At 62.8% G+C, this 12,224-nt stretch carries 13 protein-coding genes; all 13 read right to left on the minus strand.

Translation table 11 applies throughout. The annotated features are described in order from the left end of the window. Positions 1–205: 205 nt before the first annotated feature. The 13 genes from QMX84_RS19705 to QMX84_RS19765 are packed head-to-tail and all read right to left on the minus strand — an operon-like array spanning position 206 to position 12,134. A complete protein-coding gene (locus QMX84_RS19705; RefSeq protein WP_282364586.1) occupies positions 206–649 on the minus strand; it encodes an excinuclease in 444 nt (147 codons plus the stop codon). 17 nt (positions 650–666) lie between these two features. Continuing rightward, the gene (locus QMX84_RS19710) at positions 667–1,893 is read right to left on the minus strand and encodes a beta-ketoacyl-ACP synthase (protein WP_282364587.1); all 1,227 of its coding nucleotides are present in this window, start codon (positions 1,891–1,893) and stop codon (positions 667–669) included. Beyond that, positions 1,893–2,621 (minus strand): 3-ketoacyl-ACP reductase FabG2, encoded by a 729-nt coding sequence (locus QMX84_RS19715; RefSeq protein WP_262126014.1) that lies wholly within the window; start codon positions 2,619–2,621, stop codon positions 1,893–1,895. The genes QMX84_RS19710 and QMX84_RS19715 overlap by 1 nt, the downstream gene beginning before the upstream one ends. Continuing rightward, entirely contained in the window at positions 2,614–3,081 is a 468-nt protein-coding gene (locus tag QMX84_RS19720) for a hotdog family protein (protein WP_282364588.1), read from the minus strand. Before QMX84_RS19720 ends, QMX84_RS19715 begins: the two co-directional genes overlap by 8 nt. Further along, complete coding sequence (locus QMX84_RS19725; RefSeq protein WP_282364589.1) at positions 3,078–4,265, minus strand: beta-ketoacyl-[acyl-carrier-protein] synthase family protein; 1,188 nt, start codon at positions 4,263–4,265, stop codon at positions 3,078–3,080. The genes QMX84_RS19720 and QMX84_RS19725 overlap by 4 nt, the downstream gene beginning before the upstream one ends. Then, on the minus strand, positions 4,262–4,762 hold the full coding sequence (locus QMX84_RS19730) for a DUF3261 domain-containing protein (RefSeq protein WP_282364590.1): 501 nt from the start codon (positions 4,760–4,762) through the stop codon (positions 4,262–4,264). Before QMX84_RS19730 ends, QMX84_RS19725 begins: the two co-directional genes overlap by 4 nt. Then, on the minus strand, positions 4,759–5,487 hold the full coding sequence (locus tag QMX84_RS19735; protein WP_282364591.1) for a class I SAM-dependent methyltransferase: 729 nt from the start codon (positions 5,485–5,487) through the stop codon (positions 4,759–4,761). The genes QMX84_RS19730 and QMX84_RS19735 overlap by 4 nt, the downstream gene beginning before the upstream one ends. Beyond that, the gene (locus QMX84_RS19740) at positions 5,474–7,828 is read right to left on the minus strand and encodes an MMPL family transporter (protein ID WP_282364592.1); all 2,355 of its coding nucleotides are present in this window, start codon (positions 7,826–7,828) and stop codon (positions 5,474–5,476) included. The genes QMX84_RS19735 and QMX84_RS19740 overlap by 14 nt, the downstream gene beginning before the upstream one ends. After that, complete coding sequence (locus QMX84_RS19745) at positions 7,818–8,525, minus strand: outer membrane lipoprotein carrier protein LolA (protein WP_282364593.1); 708 nt, start codon at positions 8,523–8,525, stop codon at positions 7,818–7,820. The genes QMX84_RS19740 and QMX84_RS19745 overlap by 11 nt, the downstream gene beginning before the upstream one ends. Then, positions 8,522–8,947, minus strand: a complete 426-nt coding sequence (locus QMX84_RS19750; RefSeq protein WP_262126021.1) for an acyl-CoA thioesterase — start codon at positions 8,945–8,947, stop codon at positions 8,522–8,524. The genes QMX84_RS19745 and QMX84_RS19750 overlap by 4 nt, the downstream gene beginning before the upstream one ends. After that, positions 8,940–10,484, minus strand: coding sequence for an aromatic amino acid ammonia-lyase (locus QMX84_RS19755; RefSeq protein WP_262126022.1), 1,545 nt, complete (start codon positions 10,482–10,484; stop codon positions 8,940–8,942). Before QMX84_RS19755 ends, QMX84_RS19750 begins: the two co-directional genes overlap by 8 nt. Continuing rightward, positions 10,465–11,403 carry a glycosyl transferase gene (locus QMX84_RS19760; RefSeq protein WP_282364594.1) on the minus strand — a complete coding sequence of 313 codons (939 nt, stop codon included), beginning with the start codon at positions 11,401–11,403 and terminating at the stop codon, positions 10,465–10,467. The genes QMX84_RS19755 and QMX84_RS19760 overlap by 20 nt, the downstream gene beginning before the upstream one ends. Continuing rightward, positions 11,400–12,134 carry a glycosyltransferase family 2 protein gene (locus tag QMX84_RS19765; protein WP_262126024.1) on the minus strand — a complete coding sequence of 245 codons (735 nt, stop codon included), beginning with the start codon at positions 12,132–12,134 and terminating at the stop codon, positions 11,400–11,402. Before QMX84_RS19765 ends, QMX84_RS19760 begins: the two co-directional genes overlap by 4 nt. Between the last annotated feature and the right edge of the window lie 90 nt (positions 12,135–12,224).

The raw sequence follows: 12,224 nt of genomic DNA on the forward strand, positions 1-12,224 counted from the left end.
GACCGACGGGACGTACTCAAGGTTGCCTTAAGCCTTCTTCAGCGCAATACTCGCCACGTTCCCGAAAGGGGCTTGTGAGACTCGGAGGATCCTGGGCAACCAGCCATCACCGAGCCGGACAGACACAGCGCGATGACAAGCCAGTCTGTTTGTGAATAAGGCGCCGCGAGGCGCCTTTGTCGTTTCTGGGGCCAGCCCCAGACGCTCAATTCACCTTCGACAAATCGCCTTTCAGCGCCACGCCCGCAATGATCGCGCCTGCGTGGCATTCGTAGGTTTTCGGGTCTTTGCGTTCGTTGCGTTTGTAGTAGCTGGTGATGTCGGTCACGGCGTTGGCACCGGCCTTTTTGGCCGCGTCATGCAGGGTGATCAACGCCGATTGCAGCGCCCAGGAACACGCCTGGTAGTCAGTTTTGTTGAAGGCGTTGGTCTTTTTGTTGGTCACAGCGCCGGGGCTGAGTACGCTGACTTTGCCGCTCGGTGTGTTGCCCGCGAGGTAAAACTTGACGCTGCCGTCGATTTTGCCGGTGCTGATGGCTTCGGTGATCACCTGATCAAACGGCAAGTACAAGGTGGTGTCGCGGGCCTGGCTCACGGCAGGCAGGGCGGACAGCAGAAGGGTGGCAGCCGCCAACGTTTTGATGTGCATAGGGGGTCTCCTTGACCTCATGACCAGCGGCGAAAAATCAACGATGTGTTGACGCCGCCGAAGGCAAAATTGTTGTTCATCACATAGTCGTTGTGCATCACGCGACTTTCGCCGCGCAGGTAATCCAGTTCAGCGCAGCGTGGGTCTACGTTGTGCAGGTTAAGCGTGGGCACGTAGCGGTCGCGGTTCATCATCTCGATGCTGAACCACGACTCCAGCGCGCCACAGGCCCCTAAAGTGTGGCCCAAAAAACTCTTTTGCGAGCTGATGGGCATGTGTTTGCCAAACACGTCATGGGTGGCCTGGGTTTCAGCGATGTCGCCTTGTTCGGTGGCGGTGCCGTGACCGTTCACATAGCCGATGGCCTGAGCGGCAAGTCCCGCGTCTTCCAGCGCCAGTTCCATGGCCCGGCGCATGGTGCTGACCTCGGGGCGGGTGGTGTGCTGGCCGTCTGCATTGCTGCCAAAACCGACGATTTCAGCATGGATGTGCGCACCGCGAGCCAGTGCATGCTCCAGCTCTTCGAGCACCAGCATGCCGCCCCCTTCGCCGATCACCAGGCCATCGCGGCCACTGTCATAGGGACTTGGGCTGGTGTGCGGGGCGTCGTTTTTAAGGCTGGTGGCGTACAGCGCGTCAAACACCATGGCTTCGGTGGGGCACAACTCTTCTGCGCCGCCAGCAAGCATTAACGGCAGGCGGCCGAACTTGATGGCTTCGTAGGCATAACCAATGCCCTGGCTGCCGCTGGTGCAGGCGCTGGAGGTCGGGATCAACCGCCCGGTAAGGCCAAAGAAGATGCTGATATTCGCTGCCGTGGTGTGCGGCATCATGCGCACGTAGCTGTTGGCGTTGAGGCCTTCTGCGACCGAGTTGAGCAACATGTTGCCGAAGGCTTTGATTTCGTCCGTGCTGCCGGTGGACGAGCCACACGCCACGCCCATGCGCCCGTCCTGAATGATCGGGTTACCCAGCAAGCCCGCGTCTTGCAAGGCTTGCTCCGCTGCCCCCACCGCCAGGCGCGAGACGCGGCCCATGCTGCGCAGTTGTTTGCGGGTCCAGTGTGGGGGCACGGCAAAGTCATCAATGGGCCCGGCCAAACGGGTGTTGAGTTCGGTAAAGCGGTCCCACTCGTCCATGCGCCGAATGCCGCTGCGCCCCGCCTCAAAATGGGCCGCGATGCTGGCCCAGTCACTGCCCAACGAGGTGATGCCGGCCATGCCGGTAACGACGACGCGCTTCATCAGCACAAGCCTCCGTTGACGGCCAGCACCTGGCGGGTGATATAGCCCGCTTCGGCCGACATCAAAAAGTTGACCGCTCCGGCGACTTCTTCCGGGGTGCCCATGCGTTGGGCCGGGATCATTTTCATCAGTTCTTCAACGGGCACATTCTCGTCCAGCATGGCGGTGTCGATCAGGCCCGGCGCCACACAGTTAACCGTGATTTTGCGCTTGCCCAGCTCAATGGCGAGGGCTTTGGCGGCGCCGATCAGCCCGGCTTTGGAGGCGCTGTAATTGACCTGCCCGCGATTGCCGATCAGGCCCGACACCGAGGTGATGCACACAATGCGCCCGGCCTGACGACGGCGGATCATGGGCATCATGACCGGGTGCAGGACGTTGTAAAAGCCGTCGAGGTTGGTGCGCATCACCACGTCCCAATCGTCTTCGCTGAGGGCCGGAAACGCCCCGTCTCGGGTCAGCCCGGCATTGAGCACCACGCCGTAATAAGCACCATGGGCTTCAACATCGGCTTCCAGTATTGCCCGGCACTGGGCGCGGTCCGACACGTCGAACTGCAGCACACGGGCGTTGCGACCCAGTGCTTGAACGTGCGCCATGACGCTGTCGGCTTCGCTGCGCCCACTGCGACAATGCAGCACCAGATCGAAACCGGCCTGGGCCAGACGCAACGCGATGGCACGGCCAATGCCACGGCTAGAGCCGGTGACCAAAATGGACTCAGTCATGGCGAGCCTCCTGAGATGCTTGAGCAAGGTAGTTTTCAGCCTGAGGCGGACGGAACACGTTCAGGCGGGCGGTGGCGTGGATCTGTGGGCCGGTCAGGTGGCACTCAAACACGCCTATGCCGTTGTCGTCTTCGAGCGAGCGCACGGCGTGGATCTGTAACTCGGCGCCGAGCGGGAAGTGCTCAACGTTGCATTCAAACTTGCGGGTGCCGAGCAAAAAGCCCAGCGCCACGGGGTTGCCTGCCTGGCGCGCGCGGCAACCGGCATAGGCGGCCACGCTTTGCGCCATCAACTCGACGCCGACCCAGGCCGGCAGGCTGCCGTCTGCACGGTTAAACAGGCCGCCCGGGCGGACAGTCAGGCGGGTGTGGATGGTTTCTTCATCAAATGCCAGCACGTGATCGATCAAGATCATGTCGCCGGCGTGGGGCAGCAATTCGGCGAGCGGCCAATCAATCATGGAGCGTCTCCGATAATCAGGCTGACGTTATTACCGCCGAAGGCAAACGAGTTGCTCATCAGGCAGCGAGTGTGTGTGGGGGCCAGGGTAAGGCCTGGGGTGACCCAGTTCAGCGCGGGCAACTGCGGGTCGGGCTGGCCATCCCAGAGGTGCGGGGGCAAGGCGTTGCCATGGCGCAGGCTCAACCAGCAAAACGCGGCCTCCAGCGCCCCGGCGGCACCCAGTGTGTGGCCAGTCATGGGTTTGGTCGACGAGCACGGTACACCGTGTGGGAACACTTGGGTCACGGCCTGGCTTTCCATGGCGTCGTTGTGCTGGGTTGCCGTGCCGTGCAGGTTCAAGTAGCCGATCTGACTGGCCTGCAACCCTGCACGTTGCAAGGCCTGCTGCATGGCGTTGACCGCGCCCCGGCCGCTGGGCTCGGGGGCAGAAATATGGTGCGCATCCGAGCTGGCGCCTGCGCCCAGCAAGGCGATCGGTTGCGCGCCGCTGGCCTGCTTGCTCATTAAAAACAGGGCCGCGCCTTCGCCAATATTGATGCCGCGACGGTTGACCGAAAACGGGTTGCAACGCTCATCGGCCACCGCTTCAAGGGCTGCAAAACCATTGAGGGTTAGCGTGCATAAAGTGTCGACGCCGCCGCACAGCACCACGTCGCACAGGTTCATGCGCAGCAGGCGCTGGGCGCTCATCAGGGCGCGGGCGCTGGATGTGCAGGCGGTTGAAATAACGTAGGTCGGCCCGCTGATATTCAGCCACTCGGCCAGAAACTCAGCCGGTGCGCTCAGCTCTTGCTGGCGGTAGTCGTAATCGCTGGGGAAGTGCCGGTGCTGCGCGTAGTGGGCAATGCCATGGCAGGCTTCGTCGATGCCCGAGGTGCTGGTGCCCAGCACGACAGCGATGCGGTCGCGGCCATAGGTCTGGATCGCCTGCTCGATGTCATCGACAATCTGCAATGCGGCCTCAAGCAATAGTTGATTGTTGCGGCTGCTGTGGCGGGCAAGGTGTGCCGGGATCGCAGGTAAGTCGCCTTGCACCTGCGCTACCGCGACCGAGCGCTCAGGGATCCAGCCTGCTGTTTGCTGCATGCCCGAGCAGTCACCGGCAAACAGGTGCTGCGCAACGTCCTTGGGCCCGCGGCCCAGTGAACAAACGATGCCCAGTGCATTCAGGTACGCAGTCATGGGGCCGTCTCGGTGTTGAGTGGGCTGAGGGTGTAGTGCACGCCATTGTCCAGATCGATGCTAAACACCTGGGGTTGTACATAGTGCACCTGCCAGCGGCGGTCGAGCGTACGGCGATCAGCGCTGGAGGTTGCCTGCGGGTAATTGTCGGCCAACTGGTCGGCAGGCGTGAGTGCAAACAGCAGCGCGGCGAACAACTCTCGGGCCTCGGGGTTGGGCGGCAGCAAACCGTCTGCTTGCCAGTGCTGGTTGTGCAGTAGTTGCCGCGCCAGCGGGATCCCCAGCGGGTCCATCAATGACCAGCGTAGCCCGGCGTCCTCTTGCTGAATCACCAGCAGCCAGTCCTGGCGCTCGTTGGCCTGCTGACGCTGCACATGCAACTGCATCGGCAGCGTCAGGCTGGGCGTGTGTGTGGGCAAGGGCAGGCTGGTGCAGCCACTTAACAACAGGAGCATGAAGATGCCAAGGGCTGCGAACAGGCTGTAACGGCGTGTCATTGAGCTTTGCCTTGCAACGGTTTGCGTGCTACCAGGTTGACCAGGGTTTCTTCCCGTTGACCCACCGGCTTGGCAGGGCGCAGGCCAAAGCGTTCCAACAGCCCGAAATCGGTCGCACGGCTCCACCACAGGTAGGGGTAAGAGACGTTCTGCACATCAAATTCAAAGCCCTGGTCGCGGATCATTTCCAGGTATTGCGCCGCGCTTTTTTGTACGTGCATGGGGTGGCGGAACAGCCAGCGAATCACCCAGGTGTCGATGTAGGCTTCGGTGGACTCGGCGAACAGCAAATAGCCGCCCGGCTTGAGCACGCGATAAAACTCGGCCAGCGCCCGGTCTTGTTGCACCAGGTGGTGGAAGGTCTGGTGACAGAACAGCAGGTCGACGCTGGCATCGGGCACGTCCAGTTCAGCGCAGTCGCTGCCGATCAGCTCAACGTCGAACCCTTGGCGGCGGGCCTCTTCGCGGCTCAGTTCAAGGCTCAGCGGGTCGGCATCGAGCCCGATCAAACGCTTGGGGGCGAAGGTTTTATGCAGGTACTGAAACGACTTGCCCTGCCCGCAACCGGCATCCAGGATGACCGGCGCAGACGGCGGCGGCTCGCTGAACAAGCCGCGCAAGTCATTGATCGCCACCCGCAGCACATGGTGCTGCCAGGTGTGGCTGCGCAAAAACCAAAACCCGAACCGGGTTTCTTCTACGTAGGTATCGCTAAGGGGTTTCATGGGGCCTCCGTGGCAATGAAGAATAACGCGGGGTGTGCGGCGTTTGCTGACCGGCCCACGGCGCGAGCATAAAGCTGAAGGCCAGGCCGAGGCTCACCGACAACCCGAAGTTGCTGACCGCGGGTGTACTGGACACCGCCAGCAAACCGAACGACAGCCAGGTAGTCAGCGCGGCGAGCAAGGTGCCGAGCAGGCTGACGGCAGCCCCGCCGATGTGTTCACGCATCAAAATCGCGTAATCGACGCTGATCGCCGTCACCAGCAATAACCCGAACAGGCTGAACAGGGTCAGCGGCTGCCCCAACCAGCCGAGGCTGGCCACGCTGCACAGTGCGGCTAACAGCGGCAGTGCAACCATGCGCAGCGCGCCGCTTAAGCCAAAGGGCGCGATCAACAGCAAGACGATCAACACGCACGACAACAGCTTCAATTCTGCCGCGCTGATCTGCGTGGCCGCGAACACGCCGTTCAAGTCGCCCAAGCGATCCACCCACTGCACGCCGGGCAGGCCTTGGGCTTGTTCGCGCAACAGGTCGGGGTTGTTCAAGCCTTGCAGGCTGACCATGGCGGCCACGCCGTTGCCCTGTTTGCCCAACCACAACGCGCGCCACGGTTCGGCCAATGGCCCGGTGAGCGCGGCGTCGATAGTTTGCTCGGGCAACGCCTCTAACTGCGCGAGTTCGTGTTGCAGCGCGGCCTCGGGCACGCCCAGTTCCAGCAGCGGTTGCCAGTGCTCTGGCAGTTGCTTCAAGGCCGTGCGCAGGTGTTGTTGCTCGCTCGGCAGGCTGACCAATTGGCCCAGCGCCAAATAGCCTTGTAGCTTGCCGGTGCTGACCAGTTGATCCAGCCGCTCGCGCAGCACGGTTTGGCGCTCAAGCAGTTGCTGCTCATTGTCGGCGCGCACCAAAAAGAACTGGCTGGTCGGTTGGTAGCCGGTAATGCGTGCAATGGCCTGGGCGTGTGCCGTCAGTTGGGGCGGTGCACCGACCCATTGGCGAATATCGTTTTTGCTGGTCAGTTGCCACAGGCCCGCTGCACAAAAGGCCAGCAACAAGGCCAATAGCGCGGGCGTGGGGACCTTTTTCAACAGCGCTGCCCGCGCATCCAGCAGGCGCTGCGCGAGGCGTAACGGCCATTGCGCGGGCTGTAACGTCATACCGTTGAGCAGCGCGGGCAGCAGGCACACGGCGCTCAGATACGCCCCGACCAAGCCTGCTGCCGAGAAGATCGCGATTTGGGTCAACGCTGGAAACGGGGTAAACGCCAAGGCCAGATAACCGATGCAACTGGTGGCCAGGCTCAGGCTCAAGCCGGGCAATGTCAGGCGCACGGCAGGCCAGCTGCGCCACGGCTTGAGGCTCCAGCTTTTGGACAGGTAATGCAGCGGGTAATCGACGGCCACGCCGATCAGGCTGGAGCCCAGCACTAACGTCATCACGTGCAGGCTGCCAAAAAACCCGACACAGGCCACGACGCCAAACAGCATGCCCACCAGCACCGGAACAAAGGCCAGCAGCACGCGCCAGCGGCGAAACGCGAGCAGCAACAGGAGCAAAATTCCGAAGGTGGCCCCGCCGCCTACCCAGGTGATCTCACGGGTGGCTTGTTGTTGGCCGCTGGCGGCGTAGAGCAGGCCACTGGCGGCGAGCAGTTGCACGTTCTGGCTGGCGGCCTGTTCGCGGCTGCGTTCAACCAGTGCGGCCACTTGCAGGGGCAGCTTCATGTCAAAGGCATTGCCCTGCGTGCGTGCGCGCAGCAATACCCAGCTTTTGCCGTCGGCGTCAGCGATCAAGGCGCCGCTGCCGATGTCCAACTGCACCGCGCCGCGTTGCGGCTGGCTGTTCTGGATGCGCCCGGTCAGGCCCAGCCAGTCGTCCTGGCTGGGCACCAGGCTGAAGCCGCTGAACGGGTCGAACAGCGCCTGCACCCGCTGCTGGATAAAGGCGTCTGGGTGTTCGATCAGTTGTGTGCGGTCAGCTTGCGCGAGCATTGCCAGGCGCCCGCGCAGCAGTTGCTCGCGCAGGGCGGGCAAGTCGGCTTGCAGGTTCCACTGGACCTTTTCAAACAACCCGCTGGCCAGCCATTGCTCGCCCAACTGGCGAGCAGTGGTAATGGCTTGCTGGCGATCGGCGCTGCCCACCAGCAGCAACACCTCTCGGTTGAGGGGTTCTTGCATGCGCTGCTCGGCGCTCTGTAGCAGTGCGTCCGGAGTGTGGCCGGGCACCAGTTCCATCAGGTTGGCCGACAGCGGCGGGCCATGCCGCCATTGCCAGCCGGCCAGGGCGAGCACGGCCAGCAGCAGGATCAAAAAGCCCCGGGGCAACCAGCGTTCACTGCGCAAAGTCGTGCTGCTCCGCGTCGCTCAAGGGTAAGTGGCGGGTGCTGTTTTGCAGCTTCAGCACGGTGCTGTCGCCTTGGGTTTCCTGCAACTCGATGCGTTGCACCAGCTCGCCGCCGTCGATGTTGATTTGTGTGAACACCTGCTTGAGCAACAGCGAGCGCGGGGTCAGGGTGAGCGTCCACTGCGTCGGTTCGCCTTGCAGACGCAGCTCGAAATCACGCGCAAGCCCGCTGCTGTCGCCTTGCAGCACGGCCAGGAACAGGCGGTTCTGCTCGGCGCCTGCGCTCTTGCCAGGGAGCATTTGCCACTCGCTGCCATTGCGTCGGGCAATGCCGAGGGCGGTGATGCGGTAGTCCTGTTTCAGCGGGGTGTTGAGTTGCCACAACAGGCCGTGATCTTTGGCCAGCACAAAGGTGCCGGTGCTGGTCAGCGGTTTGGGGAGCGCGCGCAGGTATTTTTCCTGGATGAAATCACCGTGGATCACCTGCGGCCTGGCCAGTTGATCGCTCAGTTGTTGCAGGTCGAAGGCGTGGGCCAATGGTGATACCAACACAATCGCGGCGACAGCCAGCACCCTGTAGCCGCTGCCGAAGGCTGCGATAAGGGCCGAAGGACCTTCGCTCTTGATAAAGCGCGACCCCTTCGGGCTCGATCGCAGCCTGCGGCAGCGACTACACAGAACAGCAATCAGCTTCATACCAGCACCTTCGCAATCGCATCGATCAAGCATTGGGGCGACGCCAGTTGCATTTCCCGGTCGGCAATCCTGACTGCGACCTGCACCGTGCAGGCGCGGGTCAGGCGTTCGCCGGTGGCCGCATCGGTAATCAGGTAGTTGATCTTCAGACGGTTCTCCCATTCCACCAGGCTTGCGCGCACGTTGATCCGTTGGCCGAAGGTGGCGCCGCGCACATAGCGCAGTTGCAGGTCGATCACCGGCCACGCGTAGCCCGCGTCGAGCATCTGCGTGTAGTTGTGCCCGATGTGATCGAGCAAGGCGCAGCGGGCGACTTCGAGGTATTTGACGTAATGCCCATGCCACACCACGTGCATGGTGTCGATGTCGAAAAACGGCACCAAGACTTCGGTGTCGACGTGCAAAACGCCTTTGCTACGCATGCAGCCTCCAGTGTTGTTGGGCAATACGGGCCAGGCACAGGCGCAGTTCGGCTTCCAGTGCGCGGTCTTCAATGACGGGGGCGAAATCCTTGGCCAGTTCAGCGTGCATCTCGGCCAGTGCGGTGGGTAACGGGCGTGCGTCTGCGTCGCGGCTGCGCAGCCACACACCTTGGTTGGCCGCCAGCAAGGTCGCGGCGGCCACTTGCTCGGTCAGCTCCAGCACACGAATGGCGTCACGGGCGGCGATGGTGCCCATGCTTACTTTGTCTTGGTTGTGGCATTCGGTTGAGCGCGAGAAGACGCTGGCCGGCATCGTGTTTTTCAGGGCTTCGGCGGTCCAGGCGCTGGCGCCGATCTGCACCGCTTTAAAACCGTGGTTGAGCATCGCCCGCTCGGCGCTGGCGCCCGAGAGGTTGCTCGGCAAGCCGTGGTTGTAACGCACGTCTACCAGCAAGGCGAGTTGGCGATCAAGCAGGTCGGCCACGTTGGCCACCAGGGTTTTGAGGCTGTCCATGGCGAAGGCAATGTGCCCTCCATAGAAGTGCCCGCCGTGCAGCACGCGTTCTTCTTCGGCGTCGATGATCGGGTTGTCGTTGGCGCTGTTGAGTTCGACTTCGATAAACCCGCGCAGCCAGTTCAGGCTGTCGGCCAGCACGCCCAGCACGTGGGGCGCGCAGCGCAGCGAGTAACGGTCTTGCAGGCGATGCAGCGGCGCGGTCGGGGCGTCGATGGCGAGGTCCTGGCGCAACCACGCGGCCACTTGCATCTGCCCCGGATGCGGCTTGGCAGCGAACAGACGCTCATCGAAGTGTTCAGGGTTACCTTGCAACGCCACCACGTTGAGTGCCGTGATGCGGGTTGCCAACTTGAGCAGGTAATCGGCGCGGGCGTACGCCAGGCACGCAAGGCCGGTCATCACGGCCGTGCCGTTCATCAGCGCCAGCGCTTCCTTGGGCCGCAGCACCAGCGGCGTCCAGCCCAGTTCGCGGTGCACGTCAGCCGCCAGTCGGCGCTCGCCGTTGAACATGACCTCGCGCTCGCCCGACAAGGTGGCCGCCACATAAGACAGCGGCGTCAGGTCACCGCTAGCGCCTACCGAGCCCTCTTCGGGGATGAGCGGCAAAATGTCGTGGGCAATAAACCCTTGCAGGCGCTCCAGCAGTTCAACGCGCACCCCGGACACCCCGTGGCACAGCGACTGCAAGCGGGCGGCCAGCACGGCGCGGGTCGCCTGGGCATCAAGCATTTTGCCCAGGCCACAGCCGTGGAAGGTGTAGAGGTGACGTGGCAGCGCTTCGACATGCTCCAGCGGCACCGCCACCACGCACGAGTCGCCGTAGCCGGTGGTCACGCCGTAGATCACGCCTTCTTTGTCGAGCAATGAGTCGAGAAAGCGCGCGCCTTTGGCGATGCGTTCGCGGTACTCGGCGTCGTCTTGCAAACGGGTCGGCACCTGACGATTGGCCAGTGCCAGCACGTCTTCAATGCGCAACGGGGTTTGGCCGAAGGTTACTGGCTCATGCTGATGCGTCGTCATCGGTTTTCCAGAAAGGGTAAAAGTTAAACCATTGTTGCGGCGCCTCAAGGCAGTAATGCCCCAGCCGTTCGGCATAGCGCGCAGCCCACTCGGCGATCACCTGTTCGCGGTCGCTGCGCCGCCACTCAATGGCCTCGGCGAAGGGCTCGATAACCACCCGATAGCGGCCTTGGTGTTTCAGGCAAAACAATAAATTGACCGGGCACTTGAGCAACCCGGCCAGCAACCACGGGCCCTGCGGAAAGGGTGCCGGGTGGCCGAGAAAGTTGACCAGCGCGGTGCGTGCGCCATGCAGCGGCACGCGGTCACCGGCGATGGCCAGCCACTCGCCGTTTTCCAGGCGTTGGCTCAATTGCAGCATGACGCCGGGGTTGAGCTCGCTGACTTGAATCAGGCGCACATGCGTGGCCCCGGCCTCGCCCAGCAAACGGTTGAAGTGCTCGGCATGGCGGGTGTGCACCAGCACGTTCAGGGTGATTTTCTCTCCCAGTTCAGCGAGGGCCCGGCACACCTCAAGGTTGCCCAAATGAGCGCCCACCAGCATTTGCCCGCGCTCAGCGCGCATTTGCTCGCGCAGCCGGGCGGGGTCGATGATTTCGATGTCTTGGGTCTTGAGGCGGCCGTTCCACACGTCGAGCTTGTCGAGCAGCGCGTCGGCAAACGCCATGAACTGGCCGAACACCCGCCACGGCGTGGGGCGCAAGGCGGGCTGCCCGCTCCAGTCGGCCAGGTGCTGCTGGTAGTGCCAGATGCTGCGTCGGGCTTTGCGGCCGAAGACAAAAAAGTACAGCACGATGGCGTACAACACGGGGGCCAGCAGGCGGCGACCGAGTACTTTGACCCCGAAGGCCGTGAGCTTCATCAGCCAAAAATTGCCCCGCTCTTTATGCTCGGCCCAATGCTGTGGTGTATCGCTCATGCCCGCCAGCGCCTCCATAGAATGCTCGGCAAACGCACCAACATGCCGAAGAACAGTTTGGTGTGCATGGCCGAGATCAGGGCGTTGTCATGGAACAGGCGAAAGTGCGAGAGGCCGTCTTGCGGGTAATGCACCTTGGTTGCCAGCCACTGCATCGGCTGATTGCGCCACGCCAGGCGCACGAGGATCTCGGGGTCGAAGTCCATGCGTTTACCCAGCTTGACTGAGTCGAGCAGTGCCAGTGTCGGCGCCAGCGGGTACACCCGAAAGCCGCACATCGAATCGGGAATACGCAGTGACAGGCTGTTGATCCACACCCACACATGGGTCAGATAGCGTGCATACAAGCGGCCTTTAGGTACGCTGGCGTCGTATTGCGGGTAACCGCAAATCAGCGCCTCGGGGCTGTGCTGCGAGGCCTGGATAAAGGCCGTGACATCGCTGAGGTCGTGCTGGCCGTCTGCATCGACTTGCAACGCATGGGTAAAGCCCAGACGTGAGGCCTCGCGCAAACCGGCCATCACGGCGCCGCCTTTGCCTTGGTTGACGGCCAGCCGCACCAGGTAGATGTGCTCGTGCCGGGCCAGCTCGATGAGCACGGCGCTGCACGCGGGGCTGCTGGCGTCGTCGACCAGTACACAGGGCAAACCTGCGGCCTGCAACGCCGCGACCACGGCGGGCACGGCGGTTTCATGGTTGTACACCGGGATCACGGCGCAGGGGTTATGCATGACGGTCGGCCTTTGTGGGAGCGGGCTTGCTCGCGATACAGGCGCTGCGGGTTTTCTGAAGCGGCGCGTTGATGCAATCGCGAGCAAGCC

This window comes from Pseudomonas sp. PS01297 (genome assembly GCF_029959305.1).
Classification (GTDB): Bacteria; Pseudomonadota; Gammaproteobacteria; order Pseudomonadales; family Pseudomonadaceae; genus Aquipseudomonas; species Aquipseudomonas helleri.